13 protein-coding genes and 2 pseudogenes are annotated in these 18,622 nt (G+C 61.2%); 9 read left to right on the top strand and 6 right to left on the bottom strand.

Going from position 1 to position 18,622, the window contains the following annotated elements; all coding sequences use genetic code 11:
- Positions 1 to 35: 35 nt before the first annotated feature.
- The gene (locus JFT87_RS08195) at positions 36 to 965 is read right to left on the bottom strand and encodes a LysR family transcriptional regulator (RefSeq protein WP_201200318.1); all 930 of its coding nucleotides are present in this window, start codon (positions 963 to 965) and stop codon (positions 36 to 38) included.
- A 129-nt stretch (positions 966 to 1,094) separates the two neighbouring features.
- Here JFT87_RS08195 and JFT87_RS08190 point away from each other — a divergent pair, with 129 nt between their 5' ends.
- Both JFT87_RS08190 and JFT87_RS08185 read left to right on the top strand, forming a co-directional pair.
- Positions 1,095 to 2,108, top strand: coding sequence for a zinc-binding alcohol dehydrogenase family protein (locus tag JFT87_RS08190; protein WP_201200316.1), 1,014 nt, complete (start codon positions 1,095 to 1,097; stop codon positions 2,106 to 2,108).
- A 200-nt stretch (positions 2,109 to 2,308) separates the two neighbouring features.
- Positions 2,309 to 2,479 carry a hypothetical protein gene (locus JFT87_RS08185; RefSeq protein ID WP_201200314.1) on the top strand — a complete coding sequence of 57 codons (171 nt, stop codon included), beginning with the start codon at positions 2,309 to 2,311 and terminating at the stop codon, positions 2,477 to 2,479.
- A gap of 7 nt (positions 2,480 to 2,486) precedes the next feature.
- Here the strand turns inward: JFT87_RS08185 and JFT87_RS08180 are convergent, their stop codons facing one another.
- Both JFT87_RS08180 and JFT87_RS08175 read right to left on the bottom strand, forming a co-directional pair.
- Positions 2,487 to 3,683: a multidrug effflux MFS transporter gene (locus JFT87_RS08180; RefSeq protein ID WP_201200313.1), complete on the bottom strand. Its 1,197-nt coding sequence runs from the start codon at positions 3,681 to 3,683 to the stop codon at positions 2,487 to 2,489.
- A gap of 216 nt (positions 3,684 to 3,899) precedes the next feature.
- Entirely contained in the window at positions 3,900 to 4,097 is a 198-nt protein-coding gene (locus JFT87_RS08175) for a heavy-metal-associated domain-containing protein (protein ID WP_201200311.1), read from the bottom strand.
- A 159-nt stretch (positions 4,098 to 4,256) separates the two neighbouring features.
- Here JFT87_RS08175 and JFT87_RS08170 point away from each other — a divergent pair, with 159 nt between their 5' ends.
- The 3 genes from JFT87_RS08170 (at position 4,257) to cueR (ending at position 7,618) form a co-directional block, all read left to right on the top strand.
- Positions 4,257 to 4,640: a hypothetical protein gene (locus JFT87_RS08170; protein WP_201200309.1), complete on the top strand. Its 384-nt coding sequence runs from the start codon at positions 4,257 to 4,259 to the stop codon at positions 4,638 to 4,640.
- Positions 4,641 to 4,817: 177 nt separating this feature from the next.
- Entirely contained in the window at positions 4,818 to 7,208 is a 2,391-nt protein-coding gene (locus tag JFT87_RS08165) for a heavy metal translocating P-type ATPase (protein WP_201200307.1), read from the top strand.
- On the top strand, positions 7,205 to 7,618 hold the full coding sequence (gene cueR / locus JFT87_RS08160) for a Cu(I)-responsive transcriptional regulator (RefSeq protein WP_123598926.1): 414 nt from the start codon (positions 7,205 to 7,207) through the stop codon (positions 7,616 to 7,618). The genes JFT87_RS08165 and cueR overlap by 4 nt, the downstream gene beginning before the upstream one ends.
- Here cueR and JFT87_RS08155 read toward each other — a convergent pair.
- The 3 genes and pseudogenes from JFT87_RS08155 to JFT87_RS08145 form a co-directional block, all read right to left on the bottom strand.
- Positions 7,572 to 8,713: pseudogene (locus JFT87_RS08155) on the bottom strand (MFS transporter). The gene cueR and the pseudogene JFT87_RS08155 overlap by 47 nt on opposite strands.
- A 286-nt stretch (positions 8,714 to 8,999) precedes the next feature.
- Entirely contained in the window at positions 9,000 to 9,893 is an 894-nt protein-coding gene (locus JFT87_RS08150) for a PA4780 family RIO1-like protein kinase (RefSeq protein WP_201189303.1), read from the bottom strand.
- A 269-nt stretch (positions 9,894 to 10,162) separates the two neighbouring features.
- Positions 10,163 to 11,440 (bottom strand): acetyl-CoA C-acetyltransferase, encoded by a 1,278-nt coding sequence (locus JFT87_RS08145; RefSeq protein ID WP_201200305.1) that lies wholly within the window; start codon positions 11,438 to 11,440, stop codon positions 10,163 to 10,165.
- Between the two features lie 350 nt (positions 11,441 to 11,790).
- Here JFT87_RS08145 and JFT87_RS08140 point away from each other — a divergent pair, with 350 nt between their 5' ends.
- From JFT87_RS08140 to JFT87_RS08125, 4 genes and pseudogenes are all read left to right on the top strand, one after another.
- Positions 11,791 to 13,143 (top strand): 3-oxoacyl-ACP reductase, encoded by a 1,353-nt coding sequence (locus JFT87_RS08140; protein ID WP_201200303.1) that lies wholly within the window; start codon positions 11,791 to 11,793, stop codon positions 13,141 to 13,143.
- A 2-nt stretch (positions 13,144 to 13,145) separates the two neighbouring features.
- The gene (locus JFT87_RS08135) at positions 13,146 to 14,000 is read left to right on the top strand and encodes a MaoC family dehydratase (protein WP_201200301.1); all 855 of its coding nucleotides are present in this window, start codon (positions 13,146 to 13,148) and stop codon (positions 13,998 to 14,000) included.
- Positions 14,001 to 15,184: 1,184 nt separating this feature from the next.
- Entirely contained in the window at positions 15,185 to 16,768 is a 1,584-nt protein-coding gene (locus tag JFT87_RS08130; RefSeq protein ID WP_201200300.1) for a collagen-like triple helix repeat-containing protein, read from the top strand.
- A gap of 132 nt (positions 16,769 to 16,900) precedes the next feature.
- A pseudogene (locus tag JFT87_RS08125) lies at positions 16,901 to 18,570 on the top strand (ShlB/FhaC/HecB family hemolysin secretion/activation protein).
- Positions 18,571 to 18,622: the final 52 nt, after the last annotated feature.

The raw sequence follows: 18,622 nt of genomic DNA, 5'->3' as shown, positions 1-18,622 counted from the left end.
TAGTTCCTGACAGAAATTTCGCTATTTGCCTGCGACTATTGATCTACACCCGGTAGGGCTGGAAATTGACGCCCCAAATGCGCACATCGGCTGGCAAGCATTTCCCGCAAAAGGTTCACCGGCTTACTCAATTGCGCGCGATGAGCACACAGTAAATTCAGTGGTGCGCGCTCACAGAGCAACTCCGGCATCAGCACTTTCAAGCGACCGGCCAACACATCGGCAGCCACATCGAGCCAGGACTTGTAGGCAATCCCCGCCCCCGCAACGGCCCACAGGCGCACCACGTCAGCGTCATCGCTGAAACGGTCACCACTGACCGTCAACCCGACTTCGCGCTTGCCATCGTGGAAACTCCAGTGATCGTGAACCCGGCTGCCGAGCATGAACAACAGGCAATTGTGTTGCGCCAGTTGCTCCAGTTGGCGCGGCTCGCCGTGCCGGGCCAGATAACCGGGCGAGGCGCAGAGGACCCGGCGGTTTTGCGGGGCGATGGGCAGCGCCACCAGGCTCGAATCTTCTGGCTCGCCGTAACGCAGGGCAATGTCCACCGGTTGGCGGAACAGGTCGGCGATGCGATCCCCCAACAGTAAACGCACAGTGAGTTTCGGATGTTCACGCTGAAATTCATCCAGCCATGGCAGCAACAGGTTGCGTCCGAAATCCGACGGCGCCGACAGTTGCAGCACACCGCTGACCTGATCCTGTCCGCTGGCCAGCAGACGGCGGCCCTCATCCAGATTGCTCAGGGCCGCCCGGGCATATTCCAGAAAGCCTTCACCTTCGGCCGTCAGGCGCAGACTGCGGGTGGAACGGGCTAGCAACCGCGCGCCGAGTTGCTGTTCGATACGCTTCAGCGCCGCGCTGGCCACTGCCGCCGACATGTCCATCACCCGCGCCGCCGCCGACAGGCTGCCCAGGTCCGCCGCCCGGACAAACAACTGCAAGTCATCGAAACGCAGCATCTTCAGCCTCGATTATCAAAAAAATATTGAAAGAGAGTGCTCTTTTAGCGGGTTTTATCTTGCAGAGAAATAGCCAATCATCTGTCCCATCGAAATCATGCCTTGTTCATTCAGATTCTGGAGTCACCGATGAAAGCCATTGCCTATTACGCCGCCCTGCCGATCAGCGACGCAAAATCCCTGCAAGACATCGAACTGCCAGAACCGGTCCCCGGTCCCCGCGACCTGCTGGTGGAAGTCAAAGCCATCTCGGTCAACCCGGTGGACGCCAAGGTTCGGCAGAACGTCCAGCCTGAAGGCGGCGCGGCCAAAGTGCTGGGTTGGGACGTGGCGGGCGTGGTCAAAGCTGTAGGCAGTGAAGTGACGCTGTTCAAGACCGGCGACAAAGTGTTTTACGCCGGCTCCATCGCCCGGGCTGGCGGCAATAGCGAACTGCATGTGGTGGACGAGCGGATTGTCGGCCATATGCCGAAAACCCTCGGTTTCGCTGAAGCCGCCGCCCTGCCGTTAACCGCGATCACCGCGTGGGAATTGTTGTTCGAGCGCCTGCAAGTGCGCGAAGGCAAAACCGATGAAGGCCAGAGTCTGCTGATCGTCGGGGCTGCCGGCGGTGTCGGCTCGATCCTGACCCAACTCGCCAGGCAACTCACCGGGCTGAAGGTCATCGGCACCGCATCTCGCCCACAAACCCAGAGCTGGGTGCGTGAGCTGGGGGCCGATCTGGTGATCGATCACAGCCAGCCGTTGAGCGAAGAACTCAAGCGTGCCGGCGTTGGGCAGGTGACCCACGTCGCCAGCCTGACCCAGACCGATGAACACCTGGATCAACTGATCGAAGCCTTGGCGCCTCAGGGCAAACTGGCGCTGATCGATGATCCAAAGGCGCTGGACGTGACCAAGCTCAAGCGCAAGAGCATTTCGCTGCACTGGGAATTTATGTACACCCGTTCGCTGTTTGAAACGGCCGACATGATCGAGCAGCACAACCTGCTCAACCGCGTGGCCGAGCTGATCGATGCCGGCACGCTGAAAACCACAGTGGGCGAACACTTCGGCACCATCAACGCAACCAACCTGCGCCGCGCCCATGAACTGCTGGAAAGCGGCAAGTCCAAGGGCAAGATTGTGCTGGAAGGGTTCTAACCGCTCCCGCAGGAGCGAGGCTTGCCCGCGAAAGCGTTCTTGAGATCGCCATCGTGGGTAAGCCCGGCTCGACAAAAGGCTGCGATCTTTTGATCTTGCAAACCGTCAGTCCGAAGGTTGACCCTTGTCACAATTGCGATCGTATTCAGGTCTACAATCGAAACCTCTGCGACACCGTCTTTTACTGAAGGAGGTCAGCAATGAAGATCCTGATAAAAGAAGTGGCAACATCCCAATGGCAGGTCCGCCTGGACCAACACGCCGTCACGTTCCGCAGCGAAGCTGAAGCGCTCGCTTTCACCCGCACCCTTGAAGCGCGGCTTCTCGCCCCTCATAAAATCCCAGACCGCCAGCAGCGTGCCGCTGGCTGAGTCCTCATCACGCCTCTGCTTGGGCCAGCGCCCGGGCATTTTGCAAACGCCGGGTGAGCATCGCGACGCTCACCACCAGAATCCCGCACAGGCTGATGACCGTAGCCATCGGCATGGCGCTGCCATCGTGTAAAACGCCCACCAGTGCCGACGCCCCGGCGGCGATGCTGAATTGCAGGCAGCCGAGCAGCGCCGATGCACTGCCGGCGCGGGCGCCCTGTCCGTTCATGGCGCAGGCTGAAGCGTTGGGGAGGATGCAACCGAGGCTGGCGATGCAGACAAACAATGGAATCAGCAGCGGCCAAAGCTGTTCGGTGTGCAGTGAGCTGACAGCGAGCAATGTCAGGCCCGCGCCCAGATAAATCCAGACTGTGCGCGCCAGCAGGAACGCTGGGCCACGCTTGGCCAACAGTCGCGCGTTGACCTGCGCCACCAGAATGAAGCCCGCCGCGTTGGTGCCGAACAGCCAGCCGAAATGCTCGGCCGGCACGCCATAAAGCTTGATGAAGACAAACGGCGAACCAGAGATGTAGGCAAACATCCCGGCGACGGCGAGACCGCCGGTCAGGGCGTGGCCGAGGTAAACCGGGTCGGCTAATAAGCGACCGTACTGCCGCAATGCCCCTTTCAACGGTTGGCGCGGCACATAGTCCGGCAGGCTTTCCGGCAACCCGAGGGCCACGGCCAGGGCGGCCAAGGCGCTGAAGCAGGTCAACACCAGGAAGATCGACTGCCAGCCCGTGGTGTTGACCAACAATCCGCCGAGCATCGGTGCAAGAATCGGCGCCAGGCCCATCACCAGCATCAGTTGGGAAAAGACCTTCGCCGAGCCCACCGCATCACATTTATCACTGACCACCGCCCGGGAGATCACCATTCCCGCGCAACCGCCCAGCGCCTGGATGAATCGCGCACCCATCAGCCATTCCAGATTCGGCGCAAATGCGCAGGCCAGGGAAGCAGCGGTGAACAAGCCAACGCCAGTCAGCAACGGAATACGCCGCCCGAAACGATCCGCCACCGGGCCGTAGAGCAACTGACCAATGGACAAGCCAAGAAAATACGCAGCGAGCGTCATTTGAACGTGTTTTTCGTCGGTGCCGAACGCTTGCGCGATGGCCGGGAACGCCGGCAGATAGAAATCGATCGCCAGCGGACCGAAAGCGGTCAGGGCGCCAAGAATCAAAATGGTACGCAAGTTCATCGGGCATCCAGTTGGGCGTGGTTCGACAGCTCGACAGTCTAGCCGCGCGGGGACGCCTTGAACATTCCGATAGGTCGCTAACTATTAAAAACTGCTGGATGAACTCAAATCAATGTGGGAGCGGGCTTGCTCGCGATCGCGGAGTGTCAGTCGACATCGATGTTGAATGTGCCGGCCTCTTCGCGAGCAAGCTTTGCTCCTACAAAAGCAAATGTTTCAGGCGACTTTGGCTTCGTAGCCTTCTTCAGTGATCGCGGCGATCACCTGCTCGGTGGTCAGTGCGCTTTCGACGCCGACTTCCTTCGCCCCCAGATCCACGCGCACGCTGGCGGCCGGGTCCCTGGCTTGCAGGGCTTGGGTGATGGCCTTGACGCAGTGACCGCAGGACATGCCTTGAACGTTGAACACTTGCATGGGATGACTCCTGTAATGAGGCTTTTGGATGATCTGCCGGCAGTCTCGAGCTTGCCACCATGGCAAGGTCAAGTTCTGAAATAGACTGCCGGGCTGGCAATCGGCCGCGCGCTCGGCCAAGCTGCGTCCATCAATGACTCGACCTCTGGAGATTCAGCCATGCGCTGGTCAACTCTCAGCCTGTTTGGCTTCCTCAGCCTTTTCGCCGCCCTGCCTTCGGCCAACGCCGCCGGCGAGGATTACGCGGTTCTGATCATCTCGCGTGAGCGCCTGGAAGTGGCGACCTCCTGCGAGATTGGCGTGTACATACAGGACCAGCCTGTGGGGCGATTGCTGCAGGAGCAGACCATCTCGTTCAACCTGCCTCACGGCACGATTTCCGTACGTCTGAAGCTGGAACCCGGTCAAGTCCCGGGCTGCAGCCCTGGCATGCTGGCACCGCCCGCGCAGGAAATCACGCTCAAGGCCGGCGATGTCGTGAAGTACCGGATTGCGACGACGGCGAGAGGGATGTACCTGCGGCCGGCCGCTCTCGAGTATTGAGTCGCCTGTAAAAGATCGCAGCCTTCGGCACCTCCTACAGGATTGGGTTACCACACCATCAATGTAGGAGTTGCCGAAGGCTGCGATCTTTTGATCTATTGATCTGGAACATGGCGCTTGACCTTGCCAGCATGGCAAGGTTGATCCTGTAGACACTTTCTACAGGGAGCGTGACCGATGTCCGAATCCACCACTTTCGACCTGCCGATTGCCGGCATGACCTGCGCCAGTTGCGCCGGGCGTGTCGAGCGCGCCTTGAGCAAAGTCATCGGCGCCACAGCCGTCAGTGTCAACCTGGCCACCGAGCAGGCGCGTATCCAAGCGCCCAGCGACAGCTTGCCTGCATTGATGGACGCGGTGCAGCAGGCCGGCTACAGCGTGCCGCAGCAAAGTCTGGAGTTGAGCATCGACGGCATGACCTGCGCGTCCTGCGTCGGCCGGGTCGAACGGGCGCTGACCAAGGTGCCAGGGGTGAAAAGCGTCAGCGTCAACCTGGCCAACGAACGTGCGCACCTCGAACTGCTCGGCCACATCGATCCGCAAATCCTGATCGCCGCTGTCACCAAGGCGGGCTACAACGCCAGCGTCTGGGAAGTCGAACACCCCACCGACAATCAACAGGCCCGCCTTCATCGTGAGCGCTGGATCTTGCTCGCGGCCATCGCCCTCGCCCTGCCACTGGTGCTGCCGATGCTGCTGCAGCCCTTAGGCGTGCACTGGATGCTCCCGGCCTGGGCACAATTCGCCTTGGCCACGCCGGTGCAATTCATCTTCGGCGCAAGGTTTTACGTCGCTGCCTGGAAAGCCGTGCGCGCCGGGGCCGGCAATATGGACCTGCTCGTCGCCCTGGGCACCAGCGCCGGTTATGGCTTGAGCCTCTACGAATGGGCCACCGCCGCCGGGCGTATGCCGCATCTGTATTTCGAAGCGTCAGCGGTGGTAATCGCCCTGGTGCTGCTGGGCAAATACCTGGAAAGTCGCGCTAAACGCCAGACCGCCAGCGCCATTCGCGCACTGGAAGCCTTGCGTCCGGAGCGGGCGATTCAAGTCATCGACGGCCGTGAACAAGATGTCGCCATCAGCGCCTTGCGCCTGAATGATCTGGTCATGGTCAAACCCGGCGAACGCTTCCCCGTGGACGGCGAAGTGGTGGAAGGCCAGAGCCACGCCGACGAAGCGTTGATCAGCGGCGAAAGCCTGCCAGTGCCAAAACAACCCGGCGATAAAGTCACCGGTGGTGCGATCAACGGCGAAGGTCGGTTGCTGGTTCGCACCTTGGCGCTCGGCGCCGAAACCGTATTGGCGCGGATCATTCGTCTGGTCGAGGATGCTCAAGCCGCGAAAGCGCCGATCCAGAAACTGGTGGATAAAGTCAGCCAGGTGTTCGTGCCGACGGTATTGGTCCTGGCCCTGGCGACGTTGATCGGTTGGTGGCTATACGGCGCACCGATCGAAACGGCATTGATCAACGCCGTCGCGGTGCTGGTGATCGCCTGCCCTTGCGCCTTGGGCCTGGCCACGCCGACCGCGATCATGGCCGGCACTGGCGTGGCGGCGCGCTACGGGATTTTGATCAAGGACGCCGAAGCGCTGGAGCGTGCCCATGAAGTCAGCGCGGTGGTCTTCGACAAGACCGGCACCCTGACCTCCGGTACCCCGCGCATCGCTCATTTGAGCGCGGTTGACGGTAATGAAGCGCCGCTGCTGCAAATGGCCGGCGCGCTGCAACGGGGCAGCGAACACCCGCTGGCCAAAGCTGTTCTGGATGCTTGCGCCGAGCGTGGGTTGATCGTGGCCGATGTCAGCGACAGCCAGTCGCTGACCGGACGCGGGATTGCCGGCACCCTCGACGGGCGTCGGTTGGCGCTGGGCAATCGTCGTCTGCTGGAGGAAAGCGCTTTGAGCGCGGGCTCCTTGGCTGATTCCGCAAAAGCCTGGGAAACCGAAGGCCGGACGCTGTCCTGGCTGATCGAGCAAAGCCCCGATCCGCGCGTGCTCGGCCTGTTTGCCTTTGGCGACACCCTCAAGCCCGGTGCCTTGCAAGCGGTGCAGCAACTCAACGCACGCAATATCAGCAGCCACCTGCTGACCGGCGACAACCGTGGCAGCGCCAAAGTAGTGGCCGACGCTTTGGGGATTAAAGATGTTCACGCTGAAGTCCTCCCGGCGGACAAAGCCGCCACCGTCGCCGAATTGAAGAAAACCGGCGTGGTGGCGATGGTCGGCGACGGCATCAACGACGCCCCTGCGCTGGCCGCCGCGGATATCGGCATCGCCATGGGTGGCGGCACTGACGTGGCGATGCACGCCGCCGGGATCACCCTGATGCGCGGTGATCCACGGCTGGTGCCGGCGGCGCTGGAGATCAGCCGCAAGACCTACGCGAAGATCCGGCAAAATCTGTTCTGGGCCTTCGTCTATAACCTGATCGGCATTCCGCTGGCGGCGTTCGGCTTCCTCAACCCGGTACTGGCCGGCGCGGCCATGGCGCTGTCGAGCGTCAGCGTGGTGAGCAATGCGTTACTGTTGAAAACCTGGAAACCCAAGGATCTGGAGGACAACCGATGAACATCGGCCAAGCGGCCCGCCACAGTGGCCTGAGCGCGAAGATGATCCGTTATTACGAATCCACAGGCTTGCTCAAGGCTGCCCATCGCACCGACAGCGGCTACCGGGTCTATGGCGATGATGACCTGCACACACTGGCCTTCATCAAGCGTTCCCGGGACTTGGGGTTTTCACTGGAAGAGGTCGGTAAACTGCTGACCCTTTGGCAGGACCGCCAGCGGGCCAGCGCTGATGTGAAGGCACTGGCCCGTCAACACATCGACGAGCTGAACCAGAAGATCCGCGAACTCGGCCAACTGCGCGACACCTTGCAGGATTTGGTCGAGCACTGTCAGGGCGACCACCGCCCCGACTGCCCGATCCTCAAGGAGCTGGCGTCGGGTTGCTGCGCCGAGCCTGCTCGCGCCTGAGCGACAAGCCCTTCACCACCAGCAACGTGGTGAGGGGAATACCGTGGAACAACATCACCACCGCGCCGGGCGTCCACCAGGCATAGAACGGCGCGGCGATCAGCATGCCGATACCGAAGCCGGTCATTTGCAACAGCGTAAGGAAGCTGAAGATCGGCAGACGCAGGTGGTCCGGCTCACGTTGCAGGCGCGACATCAGACCGACTTCGGAAAAACCGTCGCCCAGCCCGGCCGGCAACGAGAACAGCAGCAAACCGTAAAGGGTCTGTTGCTGGAACATCAGGATGAAGCCGCAGGACATCAGCAGCACGCCGAAGAAAAACCGCCGCTCCAAATTGATGTTGTCCGAGCCTTTGAGACGGCTGGCAATCCGCGCGCCGATGAGTTTGCCGCTGGCCCAGACCGCCAGCATCAGACCCAACGTGGTACTGGCCGATTCCGGCGTCAACAGTCGGGAGATGATCGGGAACCCGACGTTGTGCGCCGCGCTGCCGAGGGTGTCGGCCATGGCGACTGCAAGCATCGCCGCCAGCACCGGAGCGGACCGTAACCCCTGAAGCAGCGCCGACCATTCCCCGCGTTCGGAATTCGATTCTGCAGCAGGAACGATTGCGCGAAATCGCAACGGCACAATCAACAACGCCGCCAGCAGATAGGTGACCACATTCAGTGCGAACACCGCTTCAAAGCCAAACGCCGCGACCACCAACCCCGCCACCAGACTGCCACCGACCATCGCAATGGACGCTGCCGAAGTGATCCAGGCGTTGGTCTTGAGCAAGTGTTCGCGGTCGATCAGGTTCGGCAATTGGCTGTTGAGGCCGATGGCGAACATCGAATTGCCAAACCCCAGACCAAACGCAATTACCGGCAGCAGCAATGCTTGCAGACTGACCGGCGTGATCAGCAGCAGGCCGAGCAAACCGGCGCGCAACAGATCGAACGCGATCAGCGGTACGCGGCCATTCCAGCGTCGGTAAAAGCGAGTGCCCACCAGACTGGCAAAAATCCCCCGCCGACGCGACTGGCGAGGAAAATCCCGACGCTCATGGCGCTGTTGCTCAGCAGGTAGACGTAGGTGGCCAGCGCAACCATGTTGAGGAAGGCGCCGAAATCGGAAATCAGCCGAGCGGTGATGATCAAGTGGGTGTTGCGTAAAGTACTCACATACGATCCTTGTAGGAGCTGCCGCGGGCTGCGATCTTTTGATCTGGCCCTTTTATATCCACTGCAGGAGCAAAGCTTGCTCGCGAAGGGGGCGTGTCAGTCACCATCATATTGGCAGACGAAGCGCTTTCGCGAGCAAGCTCTGTTCCTGCAAGGGATTTCTGCTGTTCTGCACACAAAAAACCCGGCCTGCGCCGGGTTTTTCGTTAACCGATCACTGCATCCAAGGTGGAGGCGGTTCTTCGGTTTTGCCCGGTGGCGCATCATCAGCCGCGCGCACCGCTTGTTTACGCTCTTCATCCAGGCGTGCGGCCTCGATTTCGCGTATGACGCCGCCAACGTCCGCCAGCTCTTCCGGCTCGTCGAACTCGCCGGTCAACACGCTGGCCGGGTGTAAGGTGCCGGCTTCGTAGAGCGCCCACATTTCCTTGGCGTACTTGGTCTTTTTCAACTCCGGCGCAAAACGCCCGAAGTAGGACGCCATGTTGCCCACGTCCCGCTCCAGCATGTTGAACGCGTGGTTGTTGCCCGCCGCATCCACAGCTTGCGGCAAGTCAATGATGACCGGGCCGGTCGGGGTCAACAGTACGTTGAACTCCGAAAGGTCACCGTGCACCAGACCGGTACACAACATCAGCACGATTTGGGAAATCAGGAACGCGTGATATTCACGGGCCTGATCCGGTTCCAGCACCACGTCGTTCAGACGTGGCGCGGCATCGCCGTATTCATCGGCCACCAGCTCCATGAGCAGTACGCCTTCGAGGAAGTCATACGGCTTGGGCACCCGCACACCGGCGCCGGCCAGACGGAACAGGGCCGCGACTTCGGCGTTCTGCCAGGCGTCCTCGGTTTCTTTCTTGCCGAACTTGGAGCCCTTGGCCATCGCCCGAGCCTGTCGGCTGTTGCGCACCTTGCGGCCTTCCTGGTACTCGGCCGCCTGACGGAAACTGCGTTTATTCGCCTCCTTGTAGACCTTCGCGCAACGTAGCTCATTACCGCAGCGCACCACATAAACAGCTGCTTCTTTACCACTCATGAGTGGGCGCAGCACCTCGTCGACCAGACCGTCCTCGATCAGGGGTTCAATGCGTTTTGGAGTCTTCATCAGCTTTTATTGTGGGTCCTTTATTACCAAACACGCGAAAGTCATTCGTTATACGGCAATCCTTGCGCGTCGGGGAGGGGTTGCCGACCTATGAACATTGCAGATGCACACAATGTGCCGAAAATCTGACCGCGGCGAATCATAGCCGAGGCGGTGGTAAATGTTGCTGATCGGTGTTGAGGGCATTTGCGACAGAATCTGACATCGGGTCAGAAAACACCCTCACCCCAGCCCTCTCCCTCCCGGAGGGGGTTAGGGTGAGGGGCTTTTCAGCGTTCGATGATGGCTGTTACGCCTTGGCCACCGGCGGCACAGATCGAGATCAACCCGCGGCCCTTGCCCGCCGCGTCCAGCAACTTCGCCAGGTTGGCGACGATGCGCCCACCCGTAGCCGCAAACGGATGCCCCGCCGCCAGTGAACTGCCCTTGACGTTGAGCCGGTTGCGGTCGATGGAGCCCAGCGGCGCGTCGAGGCCGAGGCGGGTTTTGCAGTATTCGGGATCTTCCCAGGCCTTCAACGTGCAGAGCACCTGCGCGGCGAAGGCTTCGTGGATTTCGTAATAGTCGAAATCCTGCAAGGTCAGGCCATTGCGCGCCAGCAAACGCGGTACGGCGTACACCGGCGCCATCAGCAGCCCTTCGGCGCCGTTGACGAAATCCACCGCCGCCGCTTCGCCGTCGCGCAAGTACGCGAGGATCGGCAAGCCGCGCTCTTTCGCCCATTCTTCACTGCCCAACAGCACCAGCGACGCGCCATCGGTCAGTGGCGTGGAGTTGCCCGCCGTCATGGTGCCCTTGGCGCTTTTCTCGAAGGCCGGTTTGAGCGAGGCGAGTTTTTCCAGGGTCAGGTCCGGGCGCAGATTGTTGTCCCGGGTCAGGCCGAGGAACGGCGTCATCAGATCGTTGTGCCAACCTTCGGCGTAGGACGCGGCCAGTTTCTGATGGCTTTCGAGGGCCAGTTGATCCTGCTCCTCGCGAGGGATGTTCCAGGTCTGGGCCATCAACTCGCAGTGCTGGCCCATGGACAGGCCGGTGCGCGGCTCACCGTTGCGCGGAAATTCCGGGATCAGGTGGTGCGGACGCAGTTGCAGAATCGTTTTCAGTTTGTCGCCTGTGGTTTTGGCGCGGTTGGCTTCCAGAAGGATTTTGCGCAGACCTTCGCTGACGCCAATCGGCGCATCGGAGGTGGTATCGACGCCACCGGCAATGCCGCACTCGATCTGGCCGAGGGCGATTTTGTTGGCCACCAATATCGCTGCTTCCAGACCTGTGCCACAGGCTTGCTGAATGTCGTAGGCCGGGGTGGTCGGCGACAGCCGCGAGCCGAGCACGCATTCGCGGGTCAGGTTGAAATCCCGCGAGAGCTTGAGCACCGCGCCGGCCGCCACCTCGCCCATGCGCAAACCGTGCAGGTTGAAGCGTTCGATCAGGCCTTCGAGCGCTGCGGTGAGCATCGCCTGGTTACTGGCGGTGGCGTACGGCCCGTTGGAGCGGGCGAAAGGAATACGGTTACCGCCAATGATCGCGACGCGGCGCAGCTGAGTCATGAAAAGCTCCTTTTCAAATTGATCGAATTCACCTGGATTCTCTGTAGGAGCCACTGTGGCGAGGAGATTTATCCCCGCTGGGCTGCGAAGCGGCCCCTTTCCATGCAGCGCGGTCTGTTTGAAATACCGCGTGTGCAGGTTTTACGACTGCTTCGCAGCCGAACGGGGACAAACCCCCTCGCCACAGAGGCTCCTACAAGGGTTCTGCTGTGTTGCTGAATTTGTGTTCGCCGACAAAACCTTCAGTCGCCAACTACTCTGTGTTCAAGCGTAGGCCTTATCTCGTGGATCGAACGACTGATCGCCATTCGTGGTCCACACTTTGAACCCCAGCTGCCGGAGAGCGTTCCATGTCAGACCGTTATATCGACTTCGCCAATTCGTCCATCGGCCACCGCCTGGTCGGGGCTTTGGGTCTGCCGTCGCCGGTTCGCCTGGAACGCTGGCAGGCCGGACGCCTGCGACCTGTCGAAGGGGCGCTGCTGATCGGCGGCGGCCCGCTGGCAGAAAATGTCAGCGTTTTCGCCAACCGCCTGACCGACGCGATTTACAGCTACGGCACCGAGCCGTCCCTGGCTACCGCATGGATTCCCGGCCATGGCCCGAAACTCAAAGCCGTGGTGTTCGACGCCAGTCACCTGGTGCAAACCGATCAGCTCAAACAGCTGCGCGAGTTTTTTCAACCGCTGATGAAAAACCTCGATAACAGCGCGCACCTGGTGATTCTGGGCCGTGCGCCGGAAACCTTGACCGACCCATTCGCCGCCAGCGCCCAGCGAGCCCTGGAAGGTTTCAGCCGTTCGCTCGCCAAAGAGCTGCGCAGTGGCGGCACCCTGCAACTGATCTACGTCGGCGATGGGGCCGAGGATCAACTGGAAGGTCCGCTGCGGTTTTTCCTCTCACCCAAAAGTGCTTTCGTGTCCGGGCAAGCGATTCGCCTGACCGCTTGCGACACGCCGGTGCAGGACTGGACTCGCCCACTGTCGGGCCGCAAAGCGCTGGTGACGGGCGCCGCTCGCGGGATCGGGGCCTCCATCGCCGAAACCTTGGCCCGTGATGGCGCAGATGTGATTCTGCTCGACGTGCCACCGGCCAAGACCGATCTTGAAGCCCTCGCCGCACGCCTCGGCGGGCGCGCCATCACCCTGGATATTTGCGCCGAGGATGCCGCCGCACAGTTGATCGAACACTTGCCCGACGGCATCGACATCGTGGTCCACAACGCCGGCATCACCCGCGACAAAACCCTGGCCAACATGACCCCGGAATTCTGGGACGCGGTGCTGGCGGTCAACCTCAATGCGCCGCAAGTGCTGACCAAAGCGCTGCTCGACGCCGGCACCCTGCGCGACAACGGCCGGGTGATTTTGCTGGCCTCGATCAGCGGCATCGCCGGTAATCGCGGGCAAACCAACTACGCCGCGAGCAAGGCCGGGCTGATCGGCCTCGCCCAAGCCTGGGCGCCGCTGCTGCATGAGCGCGGCATCAGCATCAACGCGGTGGCGCCGGGGTTTATCGAAACCCAGATGACCGCGCACATTCCGTTTGCCCTGCGTGAGGCCGGGCGCCGCATGAGTTCACTGGGCCAGGGCGGCTTGCCGCAGGACGTCGCCGAAGCGGTGGCCTGGCTCGCGCAACCAGGCACCGGTGCGTTCACCGGGCAAGCGTTGCGGGTCTGCGGACAAAGTGTCCTGGGGGCGTAGCGATGATCATCGACTGGCACACACTCAACCGAGAACCGAGCCTGCCCGAGTTGTACCTGCGGGCGGCCCTGCGCCGAAAAATCACCGGCACCACCCTGCCCGACTCGGGTTTACGCTGCTGGCTCACTGTCGATCCGAAACGCCTGGCGGACTATCGCAAGGTTTGTGGTTTCGCCGACAACGGTCTGTTACCGCCGACTTATCCACATATCCTGGCGTTTGCCCTGCAGATGCAATTGCTCACGGCCAAGGAGTTTCCATTTCCGCTGTTGGGGCTGATTCACCTGAGCAATCGCATTCGGGTGCTGCGCCCCATGGGCGGGGTGAATCGTGTGCGGGTCAGCGTGCAGGTGCAGAACCTGCAACCCCACGCCAAGGGCGCGACGTTCGATCTGGTCACGACCCTGGATGATCAGTTGGGCACGCTATGGGAGGCCGAAAGCCAGATGCTCTGTCGCGGGGTCAAACTCGAGGGCGAACCGGTTGAAGAGGTGCTGGCATCGACGCTGGCGCTGACCGAGGTGGCTCGCTGGAAAGCCCCGGCGGACATTGGCCGGCAATACGCCAAGGTGTCCGGGGACTACAACCCGATACACCTGAGTGCGGTCAGTGCCAAGTTGTTCGGTTTTCCTACGGCCATTGCTCATGGGCTGTGGAACAAGGCACGCACCCTCGCGGCACTGGCGGATCATTTGCCGACGGCGAATATCGAGATTGCGGTGCAGTTTCGCAAACCGGTGCGCTTGCCCAGCGAGGTGACGTTGCTGGCCAGTGCGGCGGCGTCCAGTGGCGAACTGCGCCTGATCGGCGCGAATGACCTGGAACACATGGTCGGGCAGTGGCAGCCGATCGGCTGAACCATCCCAGGCCACAGGGAGCGTGGCGAGGGGATTTATCCCCGTTCGGCGGCGCAGCCGTCGTAAGACCGGTGAACTCGATCTATCTGAAACGCCTGAGATCCTGGGGCCGCTGCGCAACCCAACGGGGATAAATCCCCTCACCACAGGGGGGTTGAGTTGGGTCAAAAAGCCACGGCAGGCCTGTTAATTGTGTGTACATCACCTAAGTTTTTTCCGCCCTCTTGCCCCGCAGACGCATACCAGGCCATAGGAAGATCCTGTGGCGAGGGGATTTATCCCCGTTCGGCGGCGCAGCCGTCGTAAGACCGGTGAACTCGATCTATCTGAAACGCCTGAGATCCTGGGGCTGCTGCGCAACCCAACGGGGATAAATCCCCTCACCACAGGGGGTTGAGTCGGGTCAAAAAGCCGCAGCAGGCCTGTTAATTGTGTGTACATCACTTAAGTTTTTTCCACCCTCTTCCCCCGCAGATGCATACCAGGCCAAAGGAAGATCCTGTGGCGAGGGGATTTATCCCCGTTCGGCGGCGCAGCCGTCGTAAGACCGGTGAACTCGATCTATCTGAACGCCTGAGATCCTGGGGGCTGCTGCGCAACCCAACGGGGATAAATCCCCTCACCACAGGGGGTTGAGTTGGGTCAAAAAGCCGCGGCAGGCCTGTTAATTGTGTGTATATCACTTAAGTTTTTTCCGCCCTCTTGCCCCGCAGACGCATACCAGGCCATAGGAAGATTCTGTGGCGAGGGGATTTATCCCCGTTCGGCGGCGCAGCCGTCGTAAGACCGGTGAACTCGATCTATCTGAACGCTTGAGATCCTAGGGGATGCTGCGCAACCCAACGGGGATAAATCCCCTCACCACAGGGGGGTTGAGTTGGGTCAAAAAGCCGCAGCAGGCCTGTTAATTGTGTGTATATCACTTAAGTTTTTTCCGCCCTATTGCCTCGCAGTTGAAAATTCCCGGCCTTGATTTTCAAGGCTTTTTTTGCGCCTCTATTACCTGGGTATTAGTCCTTAGGCGCTGCTTTGCGCCTTATATATAAAGGCGTTAATACCAACTTGAGAATGGTCGGAAACGCACCATCGACTGAGATTAGAGCCACGGACGAGGCATTGTCGGCGACAGATCGGCAAGCCATCGAAGGCAACGAACGTTGTGACAGGTGCAAGGAATCTCGATCATGAAAACTCAAGACGTGTGGTGCAAATCAGCAATCGCTTTGGCATTGATTCTCTCCCTCGGCCTCGCCGGTTGCAGCAGCGGCGGTGGCGGCCATCACAGCAGCTCCGGCAGTTCCTCGCCTACCAGTGGCACAAGCGGCACTGGTGGCACGGGCGGTACTGGCGGCACCGGTGATACCGCGGGTACAGGCGGAACCGGCGGTACGGGTGGTACGGGTGGTACTGGCACAACCGATCCGACCAATCCGACGAACCCTACAAATCCAACCGACCCAACCAACCCGACGAATCCAACCAATCCGACCACCACACCATTGGTGACCACTACCCTGGTGCAGGATGTCGGTAAAACCGTGGCTGGCGTCGGTGATGGCGTCGGCCAGATTGGCGACTCGCTGAGCACTGTTCCTGTGGTCGGTGGCGTGGTGCAAAGCGCGGCCAACACCGCCGGCAACGTGGTCACGACTCTTGGCGATGGTGTCGCCAATGGCATCGGCAAACTGTCAACCGATCCTAAAGGCCTGACCACCACAGTTGCCTCGGTTGGCGGCGTGGTCACGGATGTCGGCAATGGCGTGACTGACCTCAGTGGCAAACTGGTCACCGCCACCAACAGCGTTCCGGTGGTCGGCGGCGTGATCACCAAAGTGGCGCCATTGCTCGACGGTGTCGGCGCGAAAGTCACCATGCTCGGCAATACCCTCGACACCACCCTGACCAATGGCCCGACCAGCCAACTGACGGATAAAGTCGGCGCCGGTTTGGTGCCGGTGATCGCCATGGTTGAAAGCACCACCGACAAGATCGGCGATGCGACCGGTCTGGGTGATCCGCTCAAAGGAGTGATTTCGAAAGTCGGCGGTGCCGTCAACGGCCTGGGCGACAAGGTCACCGACGCTGGCAATGGTAATGCCGTGACCAACACGCTGGGCGACGCCTTGAGCAATACCGGGACAGCGGTTGGCAAGGCTGGCGGTCTGGTGTCCAACAGCAGCGGCTCCGGCACTGGCGGTGGTCTGGGTGGTGGTCTGGGTGGTGGTCTGGGCGGCGGCCTCGGTGGGACTGGTCTGCTGCAAACCGTCGGCGGCGCGGTGGTCAATGTCGGCGCCGGTCTGAACGCCGGCAACACCAACGGCGTCGTCAGTGCTGGTGGCGTCACTGCAGTCGGACTGGGCAACACCGTCGCCTCGCTCAACACCGTGCTGGGCGGCTCGGGCTCACCGATTACCGCAACGACCTCGCCACTGGCCACCGTTGGCGCCACCTTGGGCGCAGGCCTGAACCCGGTCACCAGCGCGGTCACCAACGTCACGCAACAAGTCGGCGCAGCCACAGGTTTAGGCTCGCCAGTCGCCGGACTCACCGGCCAGATCGGCGGCGCGGTCAGCGGTATCGGCAACAGCATTGCCGCCACCAACAACCCGGTGACCACAGCAGTCGGTGGTCTGGTCAACAACGTCGGCGGCACCGTTGCAGCGGTCGGCGGTCTGGTCAACGGCGGTGCCAGCGGGGGCACCACCGGTGGCGGTCTGGGCGGCGTACTCGGTGGGTTGACCGGCGCTCTGGGAGGCAACAAACGCTAAATTGCACCTGGCCGATTCGACGGCCTCACCTACAGCGCCTACGCTTGGTTGAGGGCGGAAGATTCCCACGAGTCTTCCGCTTTTTTCTTAGGAAAAACAGCCTTGAGCTGCGATCTGACCATGGAGTGTCCTATGCGCGTTATGGCGTCCCTGTTGTTCCTCAGTCTCAGTTCCGCTGCCCTCGCCGACACCCTGCCCAGCTTCCTCAATAGCAACGAAACCATTCGCAACCTGCCCGTGCCCAACTTGCCGGCCGATGCCTATCGCCCGAGCGCCGCGCCGGTGCAAGTGCCGGATGCCGGTGCGACCGCCGCGCAGCCATTGATGATGAGCACCAAGGTGAACCTGAAAACAGTGCAGATCGAAGGCGGCACCCTCTATCCGCTGACCGAACTCGCCGAGAATTACAAAGGCCTGATCGGCCGGCAAACCAGCCTCGCCGACCTGATCGAAGCCACGCGCAACATCACTCGTCGCTATCAGCAGGGCGGTTACCTGCTGTCCTACGCGTTTTTGCCGCAACAGAGTTTTGATGACGGTGTAGCGCGCGTGGTGCTGGTGGAAGGCTATGTCCGCGATATCCAGATGCAAGGCGACGTCGGCCGGGTCAAAGACCTGATCGACAAACTGGCCGCGAAAATTCAGGCCGAACGGCCGCTGACGCGCAAGACCTTCGAGCGTTACACCACCCTGATGACGCGCATTCCCGGCGTGACCATTCAGGCGCAGGTGCCGCCACCGGGCACTACCGACGGCGCGACCACGCTGGTGGCCGAAGCCAGCCGCAAGCCGTTCACCAGCTCGCTGAGCACCACTGAAGACAACCGCAACGGTACGCAGGCGCTGCTCGGAGTCAGTAGCAATTCGCAGACCTCGATGGGCGAGCAATTGTCCCTCAGCGGCCTCTTCCCACCGGGTGACGACAAAGAGCATTACTACCGTGTGGACTACAACCAGTTCCTCAACGCCGAAGGCGCGCAACTCGCCCTGTCTGCCTCACGCTACCGCGCCGATCCGGGCACCAACGTACAGCTCGACAACGGCCTGGAACTCAAACCGCATCGCGAGAATGACCGTTACTCGGTCGGTTTCACTTTCCCGCTGATCGCCGCCTCCAACGAGTTGTTGACCGCCGGTTCGCGGTTATATGCGGTCAACGACAAAACCCGCTACAACGTCGTCGGCTACCCGCTGAGCGTCGAAGAACGCACCGACATCCGCGCCCTCGCCTTCGAAAGTGACTGGCGCAAGGCTGATGCGCGGCAGCTGCGAATCCTCAGCGGCGGTGTCTATCAAGGCCTCGACAGCATGGGCGCGAAGACCAACAACAGCGCCATCGACCTGAACTTCTTCCGCGTGCGCCTTTCCGGAGTGCAGAGCGACAAGTTCTTCGATAACTGGCAAGGCGTGCTTTCGGCGGCGCTGTACTGGAGCGACGACACCTTGCCCGACAGCGAACGCGCGGTGTTCGGCGGGCAGAATTTCGGCCGTGGTTATCCCGACGATCAGGCGTCCGGCGACAAAGGCTGGGGGTGGCGTACGAGGTCAACTACAGCTTCAACCGCGACGGCAATTGGGTGCGGATTCTGCAACCGTATGTGGTGCTGGACCGCTCGCGCAGCTGGTTCAATCAACTGCCGGTGCAAGCCAACAGTCTGTCGTCGGCGGCGATCGGTTTACGATTCGGCGATGCCAAGTACTACAACATTGCGCTGGAGGCGGCGAAGGCAATGTCCGACGAAGCACTGGACACCTTCAACCGCCGACCGCGTTACAGCATCAGCTTCAGCTACCAACTGTAATCACCTGTAGGAGCTGCCGCAGGCTGCGATCTGTTGATCTTGTTTTTACGAT

This window comes from Pseudomonas sp. TH15, assembly GCF_016651105.1.
In the GTDB taxonomy this organism is placed as follows: Bacteria; Pseudomonadota; Gammaproteobacteria; order Pseudomonadales; family Pseudomonadaceae; genus Aquipseudomonas.
This window is presented reverse-complemented; position numbering and strand designations above follow the sequence as displayed.